This window comes from Flavobacterium flavipigmentatum, from assembly GCF_020911905.1.
Lineage (GTDB): Bacteria > Bacteroidota > Bacteroidia > Flavobacteriales > Flavobacteriaceae > Flavobacterium > Flavobacterium flavipigmentatum.
The window spans coordinates 4,075,170-4,093,795 of sequence record NZ_CP087133.1 but is presented as its reverse complement, the minus strand read 5'-3'; the positions used below and the strand labels follow the sequence as shown (position 1 = coordinate 4,093,795).

The following is an 18,626-nucleotide window of genomic DNA, read 5'->3' as shown; positions in this document are numbered from 1 at the left end:
TTGGCCGCTCATTTAATCAAATAAAAATTATGAAAAAACAACTTGATGCGGTGAAAGAGTTTCATACTGCTTTTAAAATCGGTCATAGCGAAACTCCCATTGCAGACTTGGGTCAAGCCAAAAATATTTTGCGTTATAATTTGATGAAAGAAGAAAATGAGGAATATCTGGAAGCAGTACACAATAAGGATTTAGTAGAAATTGCTGATGCACTTGGGGATATGATGTACATTTTGTGCGGAACAATTATAGAACATGGTTTGCAGGGTAAAATTGAAGCTGTTTTTGATGAAATCCAGCGCAGTAATATGAGTAAATTAGGCGAAGACGGACAGCCAATTTATCGTGAAGACGGAAAGGTAATGAAAGGACCAAATTATTTTAAACCTGATTTTTCAAAACTTTTATAAAATAGAAAACCCGACAAATTTTAAAATCTGTCGGGTTTGTTTTTATAATTATCTTTTAGTTATTGAACTTTTACAGTCCATCCAAAAGTATCTTCTGAAAGTTTGTTTTGAAGATTTGTTAGTTTTTCTTTTAAAAGAGAAGCATAAGAATTCTCAACAGGAGCCATTTCGTAATAAACATCCTGATACGAAAATCCCTTGATAACGCTTACAACTGCAGCGGTTCCGGCACCAAAAATTTCTTTTAGAGAACCATTTTTTACAGCCTCTACCAATTCAGAAACAATAACAGGGCGTACATCAACATTTAGACCTTCTTTTTCAGCCATTGCAATCAAACTTTTTCTGGTGATACCGTCTAAAATTCTTTCGCTTGTAGGTGCTGTCAGCAAAGTGTCATTTATTCTAAAAAAGACATTCATTGTTCCCGCTTCTTCCAGTTTGGTGTGCGTGGCATCGTCTGTCCAGATTATTTGCTGAAAACCTTCTTTATTGGCCAAAGTTGTTGGGTAAAATTGCGCTGCGTAATTTCCTGCAGCTTTTGCCGCTCCGATGCCACCGTTGGCAGCTCTACTGTAATGCTCTGCAATAATTACTTTTACTTCTCCAGAATAATAGGATTTTGCAGGAGAAAGTAAAATCATAAATTTGTATTCTTCAGATGGATTAGCAACAACACCGGCCCCAGTTGCAATCATAAATGGTCGAATGTACATGCTGCTTCCGTTTCCTTTCTGAATCCAGTCTTTGTCTAATTTCAATAATTCATTCAAACCATCCATAAAAATATCCTCCGGAACTTCTGGCATTGCCATACGGGTTGCAGATTTATTAAAACGCTTGTAGTTTTCATCAGGTCTAAACAACCAAACATCATTATTGTCGTCTTTGTAAGCTTTCATTCCCTCAAAAATAGCTTGCCCGTAGTGAAAGACTTTTGATGAAGGATCCATTAAAATGGGCGCGTAAGGCTTAATGACAGGATTTTGCCACTGACCATTTTTAAAATCACATTCAAATAAATGGTCTGTAAAAACAGCACCAAAGCTTAAGTTTTCAAAGTCTACCGCATCTATTTTTGATGAAGTGGCTTTTCTGATTTCAATTTTGCTTGTTTGAGTTGTACTCATAATTATGTAAGGTTTTATTGTAAAATTCATTTCTATAGAAAAAATCTAAAGCAATGATTTGGTGTAAATAGAATTTGTAATATGCAAAATTAAATAAAAATATATAATTTACTTACTAAAACTGCATTATTTATACCGTTTGACTGAGATTTATCTATCTTATAATAAACTTAAAAATTTAAGACATTTTTATAAAGAATTTATGAAAAACGTGTGGTTTTTTAAGGCTTTACGCATTTGTTTTGACTAAATTTGACTCATAATCCGATTTTAAAATCGGTTAGGCCTTACAATAAATTTTAAAAAAGTGAAAAGAGAAATAATTAAAACGCTAGATGGCTCAACTACAATTCATTTGGATGAATGGGATGAATGCTATCACTCAAAACACGGAGCCATTCAGGAAGCCAAACATGTTTTTATAAAAAACGGTCTCTCATTGTTTGAAAATAAAGAGGTTTCGTTGCTTGAAATTGGTTTTGGAACTGGTTTGAATGCATTTATCACTTTTTTAGAGTCAAATTTAAAAACGCAACCTATAAATTATGTTGGAGTAGAAGCGTATCCGGTTCCTGCAGAAGAAGTTTTGCAGATGAATTATGTTGCTGAGCTGGAAGCTTCACCGTTTGAAGATATATTTAAAAAAATGCACGAGTGCGAATGGAACCAAAAGGTGATGTTAAGCAGGAGTTTTTCGTTAACCAAAAGAAAACAATTTTTTGATGAAATAGACGATTTAGAAATTTTTGATTTGATTTACTTTGATGCCTTTGGATTTCGAGTGCAACCCGAGTTGTGGAGTACCGAAATTTTTAGAAAAATGTACAATAGTTTAAAGCCAAATGGCGTTTTGGTAACATACGCAGCGCGAGGTGTTGTAAAAAGAAGTATGATTGAGGTGGGTTTTGTTGTAGAAAAATTGGCAGGACCGCCAGGAAAACGAGAGATGTTCAGAGCAACTAAAAAGGCTTAAAAATAAGCTATTTAGAATAATTCTATATTGATTTATAATTATTCAGAAAACGTTTTCGTTAATAAAACTTTCAAAAAAAATAGTTAAATACTGTTGTTATATTTGTTATTTGTTTACTTTTACCGGGAGTTTAAAAATAAAGATAAACCCCAAAATCTTATTTTACCATGTCAAAAATGATGTTTGATTACACAAAATCAATACTTGAACGAGTGAGTTTTGATCCGATACTTTTCTATAAAGAGTTAGAAAAAGCAATAAAAACGCTCTTACCATACGAGATGGAGCAATTGCAAGAATGGTTATTAAATTTTATAATTGAAAAACCAGAATTAGAACCAAGTTTATTATTAATCAAAGTATAAAAAAAGGAGCCAAATCGGCTCCTTTTTTAGGGTCTATTTTTTAGAGAGCGGACTCACTATTTGCACATTTTGAAAAACAATTGCGCCTTTTACAACTCCTGCAATGGTAGAGCGAAGTGCGTCTATGATTTGCATTTTCAATTCACTTTTGGGGTAAATTAAGCTTACTTCGCGAGCGGGTTTTGGTTCCTTAAAGTTGCGAAGTTTTAATTTGTCTGAATCTTTCAAATCTAAAGTATGCAAGTACGGAAGCAATGTCGTACCCAACCCTTCGTCTGCCAGTTTTATTAAGGTTTCAAAACTTCCGCTCTGAATTTGAAAATTATTTTGGTCGATGTCTGAACCATTTTTGCATAAATTTAAAATGCCATCTCTAAAACAATGGCCATCCTGCAAAAGCAATATTTCATTCAGATTCAAATCAGAAACTTCAATTTCCTGCTTTTCAAAACTTGCGTGATGCTCTGGTATATAGGCGACAAAAGGCTCAAAATACAAAACAATTTCTTTTATTTTTTCATCTTCCAGCGGCGTAGCGGCAATCGCAGCGTCCAGATGACCATTTTTCAATTTTACAATAATTTCGTCTGTATTTAATTCTTCGATTAATAATTTTACTTTTGGATATTTTTTTATAAAATTATTCAGGAACATTGGTAAAAGCGTTGGCATGATGGTCGGAATGATTCCTAAACGAAATTCGCCACCAATAAAACCTTTCTGCTGTTCTACAATATCTTTAATTCTATTGGCTTCATTAACAATATTCTTGGCTTGATTTACAATTTTTTGGCCAATATCGGTAAGTTGGATAGGCTTTTTTGTTCGATCAAAAATCTGGATATTAAGTTCTTCTTCAATTTTTTGAATTTGCATGCTCAAAGTCGGCTGAGTCACAAAACATTTTTCTGCAGCCAGCGTAAAATTTTTGTGTTCGGCAACAGCTAATACATATTGTAATTGAGTTATCGTCATTTGGATAGTATTTTTTGATGCAAAAATAATGAAATATAATTTTTATTTATAATAATTTTAAAAAACTTAGCTTAAATTTGTAGTTGTATACTGTAAATTTAAAAATCATGAAAACAAATATTTTAGGATTACCCGTAAAAGAATCAGAATTATTAGTAGAAAAGTTAAATATTTTATTGGCCAATTTTCAGGTATATTATCAAAATTTAAGAGGAATTCATTGGAATATTCGTGGAAAACGATTCTTTGATTTACATGTAAAATTTGAAGAGTTGTATACAGATTCACAACTAAAAATAGACATGATAGCCGAAAGAGTTTTAACAATTGGCGGGACACCCTTACATACTTTCGAAGATTATATTAAAAACAATAAACTTACTGTAGGTAAAAATATTTCTAATGATGAGAAAGCAGTTCAATTAATCGTTCATTCTTTGTCTGATTTATTAAAAATTGAAAGAGAAATTTTGAATAAATCTGGAGAAATCAGCGATGAGGGAACCAATTCTATGATGAGCGACTTTATTGCTGAGCAAGAAAAAACAATCTGGATGATGCGCGCATGGCTTGAGGAAGAATTGTAAAGCGCTGTTTTTGATTTTTTTATAACTAGAGTCTGATAAGATTTTGTTTGGCTTGTTTCTTAGGAATGTTAAATTTGTATAAATTTTTCTCCTTCTTGCGCTGATTTTATTTGTTAAATTCTATTTTTGCTCAAATGAAATTAATTGCTCAGATACTTTTATTTATATTTATTGCATTCTTGTCAACACCTACTATTGTAACGGTGATCAAGAAAAGCAGTGATACGTCAATATTTTTTAGTTTTTCTGAAGAAGAAAAGGCGCATAAAGAATTAAAAGCAGCTGTTTATTCTCCTGTTTTTGAGCATGAATTTATATTTTTTGTCGTTACAGAATCAAAATTGATACTTTCAGAAAATATTGTAAAATTAGATAATATTTCTCCGAGCATATTTGCTCCACCACCGAACTTGATATAATACTTCCCATTATTTTTTCGCGAATCCACATTTATGTAAATAGATTCGTACCTTTATAAATAATTTTTTAGTATTGTATTATGACAAAAAAAATCAATCTTTTTGCCAATCTCAAATCTGATTTCGCTTCAGGTTTAGTAGTTTTCTTAGTGGCCCTTCCATTGTGTTTGGGTATTGCAATGGCATCTGGAGCGCCTTTATTTTCAGGTATTATTTCTGGTGTTATTGGTGGTATAGTCGTAGGCTATTTGAGCCAATCTCACATTAGCGTTTCCGGGCCTGCAGCTGGTTTGACAGCAATAGTGTTAACTGCGATAACAAGTTTTGGTGCTTTTGATGTATTTTTGATGTCTGTTTTTATTGCAGGACTAATTCAATTAGCGTTAGGGTTTTTAAAAGCAGGAAGTATTTCAAATTATTTTCCGACCAATGTAATAGAAGGAATGTTAGCCGGTATCGGAATCATTATCATCTTAAAACAATTGCCTCACGCTTTTGGTTACGATGCAGATTTTGAAGGTGATCAGGCTTTTATTCAGCATGACGGAACCAATACGTTTTCGTTCCTTTTCGATGCAATCAATCATGTTCAGTTGGGAGCAGTTGTCATATCGCTAGTTTCTTTTGTTATTTTAATATCTTGGGATAAAGTTTCTTTTTTAAAGAAATTAAAACTAGTTCCAGGCGCATTAATAGCGGTTTTGGCTGGAGTGATTTTGAATGAAATTTTTATTTCATCAGGAAGTCCATTGGCTATTTCAAAAGAACATCTGGTTTCTTTACCTGTCCCAAAATCTTTTGATGAATTTAAATCTATCCTGATTCTTCCTGATTTTACTGCGGTTACCCAAGGTAGAGTTTGGATTACCGGAGTAACAATTGCCGTTGTAGCCTCTATCGAAACGTTATTATGTATTGAGGCAGCAGATAGAATGGATATTCAAAAGCGATATACCAATACCAATGTAGAGCTTAGAGCCCAAGGAATTGGAAATGTTTTAAGTTCATTATTAGGAGGTTTACCCATGACATCGGTTGTAGTAAGATCGTCAGCAAATAATAGTGCAGGGGCAAAATCTAAAATGTCTACAATTATTCACGGCGTGCTCTTGATGATAAGTGTTTTAGCGATTCCCAATATTCTAAACAAAATTCCATTGGCAACTTTAGCAACTGTTTTGATTTTGGTTGGATACAAATTAGCCAAGCCTTCTACAGTTATTCATTTTTGGAAAAAAGATAAAGTTTATCAATTTATTCCATTTATTGCCACTTTAGTATTTGTTGTAGCGACAGATTTGCTAAAAGGGGTTGCATTAGGAATTGTGATTAGCGTTATTTTTGTTTTGAGAGGAAACCTAAAAAGAGCCTACAGTTTCAAAAAAGAAGAGTATGAAGATGGAGATATCATTCATATCGATTTGGCACAGGAGGTTTCGTTTTTGAATAAAGCAGCAATCAAAGAAACGCTGAGTGAGATTCCTCAAAATTCAAAAGTAATCATCAATGCACATGATACAGAATATATCGCGCATGATGTCCTGGATTTGATTCGTGAGTTTAAAGAAACCCGTGCTATTGATGAAAACATCAAAGTAAAATTAAAAGGATTTAAAAAGGCATACAAATTAGAAAATACGCCCGAAGTAAACAATCACGTCTCTATTGAGCATTATTATGATGTAGCGAAAAGGCAAATAATAAAAAAAGATAGTAAAGAAGATTTTTAAAAAAGGTTAAATAAATTTATGGTTTTTCTGGGTAATAGGAGATATTAAAATTTTAAGTAACTTTGTTACAACGTTCTTTTTGATAAGCCTAATTACACAGAAATGCCAGCCAAAAATTTAAAAAAATGAAAGATTTTTATAAGCAAATATTAGAAAACAATAAAGAGTGGGTAGAAAAATCATTAGCATTAGATCCCAATTATTTTGCAGATTTAGCCAAAGGACAAACGCCGCCATTGTTATGGATTGGTTGTTCTGACAGTCGTGTTCCTGCAAACGAAATTATTGGTGCAAAACCAGGAGAAGTTTTTGTTCACCGTAACATTGCCAACATGGTTGTGCATTCAGACATGAATATGCTGAGCGTCCTGGATTATGCTGTAAACGTTCTAAAAGTTAAACACGTAATTGTATGTGGCCATTATGGTTGTGGTGGTGTAAAAGCTGCTATGGGCAATATGTCAGTGGGAATTATCGACAACTGGATTCGCCATATTAAAGACGAGTACCGTTTGCATGATAAATATTTGAATGCTATTGAAGATGAAACGGAGCGTTTTAATGCCTTTGTAGAAATCAATGCAAAAGAGCAAGTATACAATCTGGCCAAAACATCTATTGTACAAGGAGCTTGGCAAAATGGTCAGGAATTAATGTTGCACGGATGGGTTTACGGTTTGAATTCGGGCTTTGTAACCGACTTAGAAGTAAATATTAGTTCGAATGATGAACTAGATGATGTTTATCAACTGAATAATTTATAAAAAGTAAAATCGCCTCACAAGGGCGATTTTTTTTATTCGTTTTCGTCTAAATTCTCGTTGAATGCAGAGGGCAGCATCGTAGGGATAAACTTGATTAATATCGGCAATAATAATCCTCCGCCTGGAAGTAAAAATATCGTCAATGACGGGATCGTTTTGCAGATATCCAAAATTTGCTTTTTAACTTTTTTCTTTTCTTTAGCATCAAGATCGCGATGTGTAGAATGGGCCAGTAAAATCATCAATTCTTTACTTTGTACAATCTCTTTTATTAGTCTGTTTTTATTTCTTGTTATCAGTTTTACGACACTGTGCGTCATCTGATCGTAAAAATGTTTTACAGGATTTGAGTAATTAAAATAAGGAATCTTCTTTTTATGGGTAGTGATAAAATGGTTGGTCGTTGTGATGCTTTTGGTCACAAACTCATCTGGAACCGAAAGTTTTGAACCCAAAGAATACAAAAAGTATGCTTCTTCATTTTCTACAATACCATCGCTCCATAAGGCCATCCCAGCCATATCGATTAAATAATATTGTTCTAATTTATTTCCGAAATATTCTAATTCTAAGGTTTCTAGTGTATCAACCGTTACTTTTGAAAATTTTGAATAACGAATTGAGGCTTCAAAAAGTTTGATCAGCAAATCATCATATTGCGATTTGACGGTTTTCGTTCTTAAAGCCAAACCTACAACGCCAAGAACAGTTTCTTCAATCCTTTTTAAATATTTTTCCTGAATAACACCGTGTTCCAGATAATGTCTAAAAGCTAAAACATCAATAAATAACAAGGCATTGGTAACCAAATGAGAAAAGTTTTTACTAATGATACTATCGTTTGTTTGAACTCTTTGGTCAATTACATTTTCTAAAGAAAGGGAAGGAGTATCTTTTGGAAGCAAAATTTTAAATAAATTAAAACCTTCCGGACTCATTTCTTTATAAAATTTTAAAACTTCGCTAATAAAGTTATTCGGCTCAGAATTTCTTTTTTCTAAGCAAAAGACACCATAAAGAGTATTTAATAAAGCTGCTTTTGAGATTTCGGTTTTAAACCACCCTTTTATTGTAATTGGTATCTGAGAGTCTATACCAATAATATGACCGTAGATAAAACCAGTTTCTCTTACTTTATCATAGAAGGTGTCTGCAGTCTCAAAAGGAATCAATTCTGAAATCTTTTGTTCGCTAAAAAACTTATCTATCCAACCTGGAGCCGATGGGTTAATCATTACATTTATTTGAGATTACAAAGCTATATCTTTTTCTGGTTTTAAAATTGATTTAAAATTAAATAACCACTGATTTTTGTTAAAAATAGTGGTCATTGTTTTTAAGTATTCAATGAGATTTTTTCAAATCTAAAATTAATCTCTTGCTTTTTTATTTTGCGCACAAAGGGCAATAATTTCTGCAATTCTATTATTTCGGGTATCCATTCTTTTAGCCTGATTGAGCCAGTACAAATAACTTTTTCGGTATGTTTTACTAAAATTCAGATAATTATCAAAGGCTATTTTATTAGCTTCAAAAGCTAATTGAAGATCTTCCGGCAATAGCAACTCCTCAACTGCATCCAGCGAATTCCAGGAACCATTTTGTTTGGCGACCGCAATTTTTGCCAAACCACTTTGATGCATCAAATCGTTCTCTATCAGTTTCTCAATATAAGTTTTGTTCAGTTTACTCCAAACACTTTTGTCTTTTCTGGGCGAAAAAAATTGTTTTCTGCAGTCTTCGTCTATTTTACGAACAGTAGAGTCGATCCATCCATAACAAAGGGCTACCTGAACGGCTTCTTCCCAGCGCATGCTTTCGCTGATGCTACTCACTTTATAAAAAATTAAATGAATACCTTTTGAACTCGCATGGTTCTCATGCAACCATTCTCGCCATTCATCTGCATTTTTAAAATATAGAGGCTCTGGATGTTCCACAAAAGAGATTTTCTATTAAAAAATTATTTAATAATCCCCGAACAAGCAACTCTTGCGCCAGCATTACCTGCTGGTTGCGAGGTAAAATCATCTGCTCCCTGATGTACAATCAAACCTTTTCCTAAAATGTTTTTGGTTTCGTCATCTCCGCCAATTGACCATTCGTCTGTGGTCATGGTAATGGTTCCGTTACCTTTTGCATCAGCTGTAAAGTTACCAATATCGCCTTTGTGATATTCTCCAACTCCCCATTTTCCATGTTTTTTAAAGGTTGGATTCCAGTGTCCTCCCGCAGAACTTCCGTCTGCAGCAGTACAATCAGATTTTTCGTGAATGTGTATTGCATGAACACCCGGTTCTAAACCGGCCATTTTGGCTACAAAAGTTACTTTTCCGTTTTTTTCTGTAAAAGTAGCTGTTCCTGTTACGGTACTATTGCTTTTTGGCTCGAGGGTAATGGTCAAAGTTTTACTGTCTGCTGATTTTGTATTAGTCTTACATCCAATAAATATTGCAGTAATTATAGCTAAAGAAATTAGTATCTTTTTCATTTGAGAGGCTTTTAAAGTTAAATAATTAAGTAAATTTAGTCTAAAATGCCGACAAACTTGGCCGTAAAAAGTTAAATAAATCTCAAACTAGCCATATAAATTAAGATTGCTTTGAGATAGGAACTCATAATTTATATGTAAATTAGTACGTGATTTTGAAATGAGCTCTTCATTTTTTTAATTTAATCACTAATATCATGATAAAGAAAGTTTTAACTTTAGTTTTTTTGGGAGTTGTTTTAGCTTCTTGTAGTATTTTCAAATGTAAAAAAGGTGATGCAGTTGCAAAACTCGATGGAAGTTGGGAATTGAATTACATCACAGGACCAAGAATAGCTTTTGATGGTTTGTATCCAAACAAAAAACCTATCATTACTTTTAATGTAAAAGAAAGTCAGGTTTCAGGCAATAATAGTTGTAATTCCTACACAGGAAAACTGGCTGTAGAGGGACATAAAATAAATTTTAGTGAACATCCGATGATAAGTACCAAAATGATGTGTGTAGACGGACAAGGCGAACAGGTTTATATGAATACCTTACAAAAAATAACCAGTTATGATATTACTGAGGATGGTAAGGTATTGACTTTTATTTCTGGTGATATTGCCATGATGCGATTTGAGAAAAAGTAAATATCCCTTCTTTAAATTATAGATGTAGAACTTTTAAATTTTTGTTTATGAAATCTAAAATATCAATTTTACTACTATTAGTTTGTTTTTTGAATACTCAAGTTCATGCCCAAAAAATGCCCAAAAAAGAATTGAAAGCACAAGAGAAGCTAAAAAAAGAAAAGGAAATTGAAGCATTAATCGAAAATAAAAATTTTGTTTTTGATGCAGAGAGAGTTTTGCCACAAGGTTTTCGAACTATCATAATTGATTTCAATACTTATTTTTTGAAGTTTACAGAGGATAAAATCAAGTGTGATTTACCCTTTTTTGGACGTGCTTTTAATGTAGGATATGGTTCTAATGATGGCGGAATTAAATTTGAAGGAAAACCTGAGAATTTAAAAATTGAAAAAAAGAAAAAACATTACGAAGTCAAAACTTCGGTAAAAGGAAAAGAAGATGTTTACACTATTTTTTTAATGATTTATTTTGAAGGAGGAACCACAGTCTCTATCAATAGTAATAAAAGAGCTCCTATTTCTTACGATGGAAACATTAGAGCATCCAAGGCAAATGAATTAAAATAATAAGCAATTTAATTATTGAAAGTTAAATTATTAAAAACAGAAAGAGCAATTAAAACAACTGCACTTTCTGTTTTTTTGAATTCTCTAATTCTGTTTTTTTACTTCGTAAATAGCATTTAGTAAGCCATTTTGCGTAACATCTAATGTGAGTTCCCAAAACATAATTCCACCTAATTTTTTAGTTTTTGCATATTCTGTTTTTGCTTTCACAGAACGAATATCATCTCCGGTTGCAAATGTTTTGGTACTTTCATTGTACCAATAAGGTGCCTTTGCTTTGTCATCCCAGAAATATTTCCAGCCATTTGATTCGGTATAGGTAGTGGCAAAATTTTTATAATTTACACCTTCAACATGTTCTCCTGCTTGGTATAAACCGTTATTTATATTGGCAACATTTTTCCATGTTCTTGTGTAAAAAGCACCTCCAATAACTAATTTTTCAGAAGGAATACCTAATTTTAATAAATAGGAAACGGCTTTATCAACCGACTCTTCCTTTGTATTCGTACTAAATAATGGCGTATGATGTCCCGTAACTTTTGAATATCCATTTACTAAATCATAACTCATAATATTGACACGATTGACCAAAGGCATTATTTTTTTCCACTCGACAGATTCATCTAAATATTTTTGAAAACCTCCGGCTGCAAAACTCAGTTCGTATTTTTTGCCTAGTGTAGAGCGCAAAATTTTTATTAACTCAGTAAAGTTGGTTTTGTCAACTGCTTGGTATAAATGTCCCGGAAGCCCTTCTATCGTTGGATATTCCCAGTCGAGGTCCAGCCCATCTACTTTAAAATAATCACTTACTTGTTTTACAGATTTTGCAAAAGTGAATCTTCCTTCTGCTGTAGAAAAAGCGGCAGAACAAGGCTCGCAACCACCCCAACCTCCAAGAGAAAGTACAATTTTTAGTTGTGGATTTTTTGCTTTTAGGGCAACCAAATGTTGTATAGTTGTTGAATCTTTGGCAGAATCTACATTTAATTTCCCTTCTTTTAAATGACAAAAGCTAAAAATGATTTGGTCGATTTGAGAAACTTCATAATCATCAATGAGTTTGTCATCACCCGTATAATAGGCGATAATGTCCAGTTTTTTGTTTTTTTGTGCAAAAGTATTTGTGGTATACAAACACAATAAAAAGAAGGCGAGTAGGTGAATTTGTTTCATTTTTAAGCTTTTAGTTTTTTGAAATGCTAAAGATAAAACATTAGAAGTAAAAATTTACTATAGAATATGCAACAGAAAATCAATTTTAATAAAGATTTGTGAAATGGTATTATCTAAGATAATATATGTAGCGTGTTGTAAACGAAATTTTATAAACGTAAAGGTTGAAATAAAAAATAACAAAAGGTATATTAGGTAAAAAGTCAGTATTTTTTTAAATGAATTGATACAACTTATATTGGTAAAAAATAAACCCGCACTGTTTCGGACAAGTGCGGGTTTAAACAAAATTAAAAGCTAAAAACTATTTTTATATTAGAAGCAGTATTCGTTTTCTGCCACTAATTTAGATGTAATAACCTCTCTTAAAGCTACAACATTTGGATTGTTTGTGTATTTTGTAAAACGTTTTAATCCCATTAGCATCATACGTTGCTCGTCACCTTCAGCAAAAGAAATAATTCCTTCTTTTCCTTTAGAGTTTACGATATCTACAGCTTTGTATAAGTATAATTTTGCCATAGCAATTTGCTCTTGTACTTTAGCTTCACCTTCTTTTTTGGCCAATTTCTCGGTTCTTAAAATAGTACTTTCAGCCATATAGATTTCGATCAAGATGTCTGAAGCAGCCATTAATAACTGTTGGTGAGAATCTAAATCTGGTCCGTATTTTTGTACAGCACTTCCGGCAACCATCAAGAAAACTTTTTTCAGATTAGCAAGTATTCCTTTTTCTTCAGCAAATAATTCAGATAAATCCGGAGTGTCAAAAGAAGGAATTCCCATCAATTCTTCCTGAACTTTCATAGCTGGTCCTAGTAGATCAACATGACCTTTCATTGCTTTTTTGATCAGCATTCCTACAGAAAGCATTCTGTTGATTTCGTTTGTTCCTTCGTAGATACGAGCGATACGAGCATCTCTCCAGGCACTTTCCATCGGTGTATCTTCAGAGAAGCCCATTCCGCCAAAAACCTGAATTCCTTCATCGGCACAGTTCTGAACATCTTCAGAAACGGCTACTTTCAAAATAGAACATTCTATAGCATATTCTTCAACACCTTTTAATTCAGCTTCCTGATGTGTAGATCCTTCTGCTTCACGAGCAGCAATTCTGTCTTCGATATCTTTTGCAGCTCTGTAAGAGGCACTTTCACCTGCGTAACAGTTTGTTGCCATTTCGGCTAATTTTGAACGAATAGCACCAAAACTTGAAATTGCTGTATTAAACTGAATTCTTTCGTTTGAATATTTTACTGCTCCTGAAGTTACTCTACGTTGTGCGTCCAGACAAGCGGCAGCCAATTTGATACGACCAACGTTCAAAGCATTCATTGCAATTTTGAAACCGTTTCCTCTTTCAGACAACATGTTTTCTACAGGAACTTTAGTATCATTAAAGAAAACCTGACGCGTAGAAGAAGCACGGATTCCTAATTTATGCTCTTCTTCATTCATAGAAATTCCGTTTGACGGATCGTTTTCTACGATAAAACCAGTAATATTTTTATCATCACCAATACGCGCAAAAACGATGAAAAGGCTACAGAAACCTGCATTCGAAATCCACATTTTTTGACCTGTAATTTTATAATGTGTTCCATCTTCAGACAAAACCGCTTTTGTTTTTCCAGAGTTGGCATCAGATCCTGCACCTGGCTCAGTCAAGCAATATGCTCCAAACCATTCGCCAGAAGCCAATTTAGGAACGTATTTTTTCTTTTGCTCTTCAGAACCATAAAGGGTAATTGGCATAGTACCAATTCCGGTATGTGCTCCAAAAGCAGTTGAGAAAGAACCTGTTGCACCAGAAATGTAATCACAAACTAACATTGTCGATACGAATCCCATTCCTAATCCGCCGTATTCTTCAGGAACTGCAACTCCCAAAAGTCCTAATTCACCCGCTTTACGCATAGATGATTCTGTATACGCATAATCTTTCTTTTCAAAACGATCTTTGTGCGCCCATAATTCTTTGTCAACGAACTCTTTTACAGAGTCACGCATCATTAATTGCTCTTCCGAAAAATCTTCTGGTGTAAAGATATCTTCGCACTTTGTTTCTTTAACTAAAAACTGACCACCACGGGTTACGTTTTTTTCGATTGTATCTGCCATTGCTTTTGTTTTTGTATGTTTTTTATTTATGATTTTATTCCCTAATCTTGTCATTGCGAGGAACGAAGCAATCACATTGCAAAATAAAACTTTGCGTTATTGTTAGCGAGGTTGCTTCGTTCCTCGCAATGACGAATAAGAAAGAATGCTTTATCTATAGTACCTCGTAAATCCCTGCGCTTCCTTGTCCGGTTCCAACACACATACTCACGATTCCGTATTTGTTCCCTCTGCGTTTCATTTCGTCGAATAATTGAACAGAAAGTTTTGCCCCTGTACAACCTAGTGGATGTCCTAAAGCGATTGCTCCTCCGTTTACGTTTACGATATCCGGATTTAATCCTAACTCACGAATTACAGCCAAAGATTGAGAAGCAAAAGCCTCATTCAATTCGACTAAGTCAATATCTTTCAACTCTAAACCTGCTTGTTTTAATGCTTTCGGAATCGCTTTTACTGGCCCGATACCCATAATTCTTGGCTCAACACCAGAAGAAGCAAAATTTACTAATCTAGCAATTGGTTCCAGGTTTAATTCTTTAACCATGTCCTCACTCATGATTAAGACAAAGGCAGCACCATCACTCATTTGTGAGGAGTTACCTGCTGTAACGCTTCCATCAGCTGCAAAAACAGGTCTTAGTCCAGATAAGGCAGCAACAGATGTTCCTGCTCTTGGGCCTTCGTCTTGTTTTACAACGTAAGATTTAGTTTCTTTTTTACCATTTTCATTGATGAAAGTCTGTTCTACTGTAATAGGAACGATTTGTTTATCGAATTTTCCTTCTGCTTGTGCTTTCAAGGCTTTCATGTGAGAGTTATAAGCAAACTCATCTTGATCTTCTCTCGAAATTTTATATTGGTTGGCAACGGCTTCTGCAGTTAAACCCATTCCCCAGTAGTAATCTTCGTGACCTGCAGCCGCTACTTTATAATCTGGAGTTGGTTTGTAACCTCCCATCGGAATAAAACTCATACTTTCTGCACCACCAGCAATGATACAATCTGCCATTCCTGATTGGATTTTAGCAGTTGCCATTCCGATAGTTTCTAGTCCGGATGCACAATAACGGTTTACGGTTACACCAGGAACATCTTCTACTTTTAATCCCATCAAAGAGATCAAACGTCCAACGTTAAGTCCCTGTTCTGCTTCCGGCATGGCATTTCCTACCATTACGTCATCGATACGTTTTTTGTCAAAATCAGGCAGTTCATCCATCATAAACTGAATGGTTTCTGCAGCCAATTCATCAGGTCTTTTAAATCTAAAAACCCCTTTTGGTGCTTTTCCTACCGCTGTACGATAAGCTTTTACTATATATGCTGTTTTCATAAATGATTGTATTAAGATTGGAGAATTAAGTATTAAGATTTTCCAATATTTGTGTTGATTTTATCTTTTAATGATCTCTGAAATGAAAAATTCATATTTGAAACCTCTACTAATTGATTAATAGTAGGTTGAACTACATCTTCATGAACAAGTTTAAGTCTTTTGGCAAGTATTAATTGCGTTATTAATTCAAAAGTGGAACCATTTGCAATTCCTAGAAAATGCATAAATTCTTTATCTGAATTTCTTCCAGATCCTTCAGCAATATTTGAAGGAATTGAAACGGCACATTTTTTAATTTGATGAATTAAATTGAATTTTTCGTCATTGGGTAACAATAAGGATATTTCGTAAACATGAACTGCAATATCCATTGCTTTTTGCCAAATTTTTAATTTTTCAAATTGGTGCATCTCTTAATACTTAATTCTTATTACTTGATACTAGTTTCTTAAAGGTTTTCCTTTAGTTAACATATATTGAATTCTCTCTAAAGTCTTACGCTCAGTACAAAGAGATAAGAAAGCTTCACGTTCGATATCTAATAAATATTGTTCAGATACTAAAGTTGCTTCAGATAAATCACCACCAGCCATTACGTAAGCCAGTTTGTTAGCGATTTTTTTATCATGCTCAGAGATGTATTTTCCAGCTTCCATTTGATCGGTTCCCACTAAGAACATCCCTAATGCTTGTTTCCCTAAAACCTTAACATCAGTTCTTCTGATAGGTTGTGTATAGCCTGCTTCTGCCATTAACAAAGCATGTTTTTTTGCTTCAGCGATCTGACGGTCTTTATTTACCACGATAATATCTTTACCATGTTGCAAAAGTCCTGTATCAAAAGCTTCGTATCCTGAAGTAGATACTTTTGCCATTGCAATTGTTAAGAAATATTCCTGAAGAACATTCAATTCGACATCGTTTTTACGGAATAAATCAGATGCTCTCAACGCCATTTCTTTAGATCCGCCACCACCAGGAAGTACACCAACACCAAATTCAACTAATCCCATGTAAGTTTCTGCGGCAGCCACTACTTTATCAGCGTGTAAACTCATTTCGCATCCACCTCCAAAAGTCATTCCGTGAGGAGCAACTACAACTGGAATAGAAGAATAACGAACGCGCATCATCGTGTCCTGGAACATTTTGATTGCCATGTTCAATTCGTCATATTCTTGCTCAACTGCCATCATAAAAATCATTCCGATATTGGCTCCAACAGAGAAATTTGCTGCTTGGTTTCCAATAACTAAACCTTGGTATTCTTTCTCCGATAGGTCGATTGCTTTATTGATCGCTTGAAGAACATCGCCACCAATAGTATTCATTTTAGATTGGAATTCTAAGTTCAAAATTCCATCTCCTAAATCCTGAATAATTGCACCGCTATTGCTCCAAACTTTTTTGCTTTCGCGGATGTTGTTCAGAATAATGAATGCATCTTGTCCTGGAACTTTCGTTTGAGATTTTGTTGGAATATTGTAGAAATAAGTTGCTCCTTCTTTTACAGAGTAGAAACTTTCGCTCCCAGAAGCCAACATTTCAGTAACCCATGCAGCTGGTGCTAAACCTTCTGCTTTCATGATTTCGATTCCGTTGGCAACACCAATAGCGTCCCAAATTTCGAATGGACCATTTTCCCATCCAAAACCAGCTTTCATCGCATCATCAATTTTGTATAATTCGTCTGAGATTTCAGGAATTCTATTAGATACATACGCAAACATTCCGGCGAAACTCTTGCGGTAGAATTCTCCCGCTTTGTCTTTTCCTTTTACCAAAACTTTAAAACGGTTGATAGGTTTATCGATCGTTTTTGTCAATTCAAGTGTAGCAAAATTTGCTTTTTTTGCAGCACGATATTCTAAAGTATCTAAGTCTAGAGAAAGAATGTCTTTGTCTACTTTTTTGTAGAAACCTTGTCCAGTTTTGCTTCCAAGCCAATTGTTTTCCATCATTTTGTTGACGAAATCCGGAAGTTTAAACAATTCGTGTTGTTCGTCGTTAGGGCAGTTTTCATAAATACCATTGGCAACGTGTACCAAAGTATCCAAACCAACCACGTCAACCGTACGGAAAGTAGCCGATTTTGGACGACCAATTACAGGACCAGTTAATTTATCAACTTCTTCAATTGTCAGTCCCATTTCTTTCACTAAATGGAATAAACTTTGAATACCGTAAATACCAATTCTGTTTCCAATAAACGCAGGAGTATCTTTGGCTACAACTGAAGTTTTTCCTAAAAATTTAGATCCGTATTCGTTTAGGAAATCCAGTACCTCTGTTGAAGTTTTTGGACCAGGAATGATTTCGAATAATTTTAAGTAACGCGCAGGGTTAAAAAAGTGTGTGCCGCAGAAATGTTGCTGAAAATCTTCGCTTCTTCCTTCGCTCATAAAATGAATTGGAATACCAGAAGTGTTCGAAGTAACCAAAGTTCCCGGTTTACGGAATTTCTCGATTTGCTCAAATACCAATTTTTTGATATCCAAACGCTCCACAACTACCTCAATAATCCAGTCAACAGTAGCAATTTTTGCCATGTCATCAGTCGTATTTCCAGTGGTAATTCGACTTGCAAATTTTTGACTGTAAATAGGAGAGGGTTTCGATTTCAATGAATTCGCCAAGTGTTCGTTTACCAAACGGTTGCGAACTGCTTTACTTTCAAGTGTTAATCCTTTTTTAGCTTCGGCTTCTGTCAACTCGCGTGGTACGATGTCAAGCAGTAAAACCTCAACACCAATGTTGGCAAAATGACAAGCTATTCCTGAACCCATAATTCCGGATCCGATTACAGCAACTTTTTTAATTGTGCGTTTCATATTTGTTAATTTTGTTTTTTGAAGGTCAAATAGGTTATCGCTTTTTTATTATTCAAAAAAATAAAAGTGGCGATTTCATAATTTGTTATTATTTGTTTTTAGTTAGAA

Annotated in this window: 19 protein-coding genes; 9 read left to right on the top strand and 10 right to left on the bottom strand. The window is 34.1% G+C overall.

The window, feature by feature from the left end; translation table 11 throughout:
• The first annotated feature begins 29 nt into the window (after positions 1-29).
• Entirely contained in the window at positions 30-410 is a 381-nt protein-coding gene (locus tag LNP22_RS17255) for a nucleoside triphosphate pyrophosphohydrolase family protein (protein WP_229974560.1), read from the top strand.
• A 59-nt stretch (positions 411-469) separates the two neighbouring features.
• Here LNP22_RS17255 and LNP22_RS17250 read toward each other — a convergent pair whose 3' ends face one another.
• Positions 470-1,540, bottom strand: a complete 1,071-nt coding sequence (locus tag LNP22_RS17250) for a branched-chain amino acid aminotransferase (protein WP_229974559.1) — start codon at positions 1,538-1,540, stop codon at positions 470-472.
• A gap of 307 nt (positions 1,541-1,847) precedes the next feature.
• On the opposite strand from LNP22_RS17250, the gene mnmC2 reads away from it, so the two are divergent.
• Both mnmC2 and LNP22_RS17240 read left to right on the top strand, forming a co-directional pair.
• A complete protein-coding gene (mnmC2, locus tag LNP22_RS17245; protein WP_229974558.1) occupies positions 1,848-2,513 on the top strand; it encodes a tRNA (5-methylaminomethyl-2-thiouridine)(34)-methyltransferase MnmC2 in 666 nt (221 codons plus the stop codon).
• Between the two features lie 167 nt (positions 2,514-2,680).
• Positions 2,681-2,878 (top strand): hypothetical protein, encoded by a 198-nt coding sequence (locus tag LNP22_RS17240; RefSeq protein WP_210666330.1) that lies wholly within the window; start codon positions 2,681-2,683, stop codon positions 2,876-2,878.
• Between the two features lie 33 nt (positions 2,879-2,911).
• On the opposite strand, the gene LNP22_RS17235 is transcribed toward LNP22_RS17240, so the two are convergent.
• Complete coding sequence (locus LNP22_RS17235; protein ID WP_210666329.1) at positions 2,912-3,853, bottom strand: LysR substrate-binding domain-containing protein; 942 nt, start codon at positions 3,851-3,853, stop codon at positions 2,912-2,914.
• A gap of 107 nt (positions 3,854-3,960) precedes the next feature.
• Here LNP22_RS17235 and LNP22_RS17230 point away from each other — a divergent pair, with 107 nt between their 5' ends.
• The 4 genes from LNP22_RS17230 to can all read left to right on the top strand — a co-directional run bounded on the left by LNP22_RS17230 (position 3,961) and on the right by can (position 7,353).
• The gene (locus LNP22_RS17230; RefSeq protein WP_229974557.1) at positions 3,961-4,440 is read left to right on the top strand and encodes a Dps family protein; all 480 of its coding nucleotides are present in this window, start codon (positions 3,961-3,963) and stop codon (positions 4,438-4,440) included.
• Positions 4,441-4,574: 134 nt separating this feature from the next.
• On the top strand, positions 4,575-4,859 hold the full coding sequence (locus LNP22_RS17225; protein WP_210666327.1) for a hypothetical protein: 285 nt from the start codon (positions 4,575-4,577) through the stop codon (positions 4,857-4,859).
• An 80-nt stretch (positions 4,860-4,939) separates the two neighbouring features.
• Complete coding sequence (locus tag LNP22_RS17220; protein ID WP_229974556.1) at positions 4,940-6,589, top strand: SulP family inorganic anion transporter; 1,650 nt, start codon at positions 4,940-4,942, stop codon at positions 6,587-6,589.
• Between the two features lie 125 nt (positions 6,590-6,714).
• A complete protein-coding gene (can, locus tag LNP22_RS17215; protein ID WP_210666325.1) occupies positions 6,715-7,353 on the top strand; it encodes a carbonate dehydratase in 639 nt (212 codons plus the stop codon).
• A gap of 32 nt (positions 7,354-7,385) precedes the next feature.
• Here can and LNP22_RS17210 read toward each other — a convergent pair whose 3' ends face one another.
• From LNP22_RS17210 to LNP22_RS17200, 3 genes are all read right to left on the bottom strand, one after another.
• On the bottom strand, positions 7,386-8,588 hold the full coding sequence (locus LNP22_RS17210) for an LETM1-related biofilm-associated protein (RefSeq protein WP_229974555.1): 1,203 nt from the start codon (positions 8,586-8,588) through the stop codon (positions 7,386-7,388).
• Positions 8,589-8,723: 135 nt separating this feature from the next.
• Complete coding sequence (locus LNP22_RS17205) at positions 8,724-9,293, bottom strand: YdeI/OmpD-associated family protein (protein WP_229974554.1); 570 nt, start codon at positions 9,291-9,293, stop codon at positions 8,724-8,726.
• A 23-nt stretch (positions 9,294-9,316) separates the two neighbouring features.
• A complete protein-coding gene (locus LNP22_RS17200; protein WP_229974553.1) occupies positions 9,317-9,844 on the bottom strand; it encodes a superoxide dismutase family protein in 528 nt (175 codons plus the stop codon).
• Positions 9,845-10,041: 197 nt separating this feature from the next.
• Here LNP22_RS17200 and LNP22_RS17195 point away from each other — a divergent pair, with 197 nt between their 5' ends.
• Together LNP22_RS17195 and LNP22_RS17190 are read left to right on the top strand one after the other, a co-directional pair.
• Positions 10,042-10,479 (top strand): META domain-containing protein, encoded by a 438-nt coding sequence (locus LNP22_RS17195; protein ID WP_229974552.1) that lies wholly within the window; start codon positions 10,042-10,044, stop codon positions 10,477-10,479.
• Positions 10,480-10,526: 47 nt separating this feature from the next.
• Entirely contained in the window at positions 10,527-11,048 is a 522-nt protein-coding gene (locus LNP22_RS17190; protein ID WP_229974551.1) for a DUF4251 domain-containing protein, read from the top strand.
• 84 nt (positions 11,049-11,132) lie between these two features.
• Here the strand turns inward: LNP22_RS17190 and LNP22_RS17185 are convergent, their stop codons facing one another.
• The 5 genes from LNP22_RS17185 to LNP22_RS17165 all read right to left on the bottom strand — a co-directional run bounded on the left by LNP22_RS17185 (position 11,133) and on the right by LNP22_RS17165 (position 18,518).
• Entirely contained in the window at positions 11,133-12,227 is a 1,095-nt protein-coding gene (locus tag LNP22_RS17185; RefSeq protein WP_229974550.1) for a glycoside hydrolase family 18 protein, read from the bottom strand.
• A 315-nt stretch (positions 12,228-12,542) separates the two neighbouring features.
• Positions 12,543-14,348, bottom strand: coding sequence for an acyl-CoA dehydrogenase family protein (locus LNP22_RS17180; protein WP_229974549.1), 1,806 nt, complete (start codon positions 14,346-14,348; stop codon positions 12,543-12,545).
• A gap of 154 nt (positions 14,349-14,502) precedes the next feature.
• Entirely contained in the window at positions 14,503-15,684 is a 1,182-nt protein-coding gene (locus LNP22_RS17175; RefSeq protein ID WP_194615768.1) for a thiolase family protein, read from the bottom strand.
• A 32-nt stretch (positions 15,685-15,716) separates the two neighbouring features.
• Positions 15,717-16,097 carry a four helix bundle protein gene (locus LNP22_RS17170; protein ID WP_229974548.1) on the bottom strand — a complete coding sequence of 127 codons (381 nt, stop codon included), beginning with the start codon at positions 16,095-16,097 and terminating at the stop codon, positions 15,717-15,719.
• A 30-nt stretch (positions 16,098-16,127) separates the two neighbouring features.
• A complete protein-coding gene (locus LNP22_RS17165; protein WP_229974547.1) occupies positions 16,128-18,518 on the bottom strand; it encodes a 3-hydroxyacyl-CoA dehydrogenase/enoyl-CoA hydratase family protein in 2,391 nt (796 codons plus the stop codon).
• Between the last annotated feature and the right edge of the window lie 108 nt (positions 18,519-18,626).

Bases quoted from the DNA above. Each gene is read 5' to 3' on its own strand.
- LNP22_RS17255 (WP_229974560.1), top strand. From the start codon at position 30: ATGAAAAAACAACTTGATGCGGTGAAAGAGTTTCATACTGCTTTTAAA.
- LNP22_RS17250 (WP_229974559.1), bottom strand. From the start codon at position 1,540: ATGAGTACAACTCAAACAAGCAAAATTGAAATCAGAAAAGCCACTTCA.
- LNP22_RS17240 (WP_210666330.1), top strand. From the start codon at position 2,681: ATGTCAAAAATGATGTTTGATTACACAAAATCAATACTTGAACGAGTG.
- LNP22_RS17235 (WP_210666329.1), bottom strand. From the start codon at position 3,853: ATGACGATAACTCAATTACAATATGTATTAGCTGTTGCCGAACACAAA.
- LNP22_RS17230 (WP_229974557.1), top strand. From the start codon at position 3,961: ATGAAAACAAATATTTTAGGATTACCCGTAAAAGAATCAGAATTATTA.
- LNP22_RS17225 (WP_210666327.1), top strand. From the start codon at position 4,575: ATGAAATTAATTGCTCAGATACTTTTATTTATATTTATTGCATTCTTG.
- LNP22_RS17220 (WP_229974556.1), top strand. From the start codon at position 4,940: ATGACAAAAAAAATCAATCTTTTTGCCAATCTCAAATCTGATTTCGCT.
- can (WP_210666325.1), top strand. From the start codon at position 6,715: ATGAAAGATTTTTATAAGCAAATATTAGAAAACAATAAAGAGTGGGTA.
- LNP22_RS17210 (WP_229974555.1), bottom strand. From the start codon at position 8,588: ATGATTAACCCATCGGCTCCAGGTTGGATAGATAAGTTTTTTAGCGAA.
- LNP22_RS17200 (WP_229974553.1), bottom strand. From the start codon at position 9,844: ATGAAAAAGATACTAATTTCTTTAGCTATAATTACTGCAATATTTATT.
- LNP22_RS17195 (WP_229974552.1), top strand. From the start codon at position 10,042: ATGATAAAGAAAGTTTTAACTTTAGTTTTTTTGGGAGTTGTTTTAGCT.
- LNP22_RS17190 (WP_229974551.1), top strand. From the start codon at position 10,527: ATGAAATCTAAAATATCAATTTTACTACTATTAGTTTGTTTTTTGAAT.
- LNP22_RS17185 (WP_229974550.1), bottom strand. From the start codon at position 12,227: ATGAAACAAATTCACCTACTCGCCTTCTTTTTATTGTGTTTGTATACC.
- LNP22_RS17180 (WP_229974549.1), bottom strand. From the start codon at position 14,348: ATGGCAGATACAATCGAAAAAAACGTAACCCGTGGTGGTCAGTTTTTA.
- LNP22_RS17175 (WP_194615768.1), bottom strand. From the start codon at position 15,684: ATGAAAACAGCATATATAGTAAAAGCTTATCGTACAGCGGTAGGAAAA.
- LNP22_RS17170 (WP_229974548.1), bottom strand. From the start codon at position 16,097: ATGCACCAATTTGAAAAATTAAAAATTTGGCAAAAAGCAATGGATATT.
- LNP22_RS17165 (WP_229974547.1), bottom strand. From the start codon at position 18,518: ATGAAACGCACAATTAAAAAAGTTGCTGTAATCGGATCCGGAATTATG.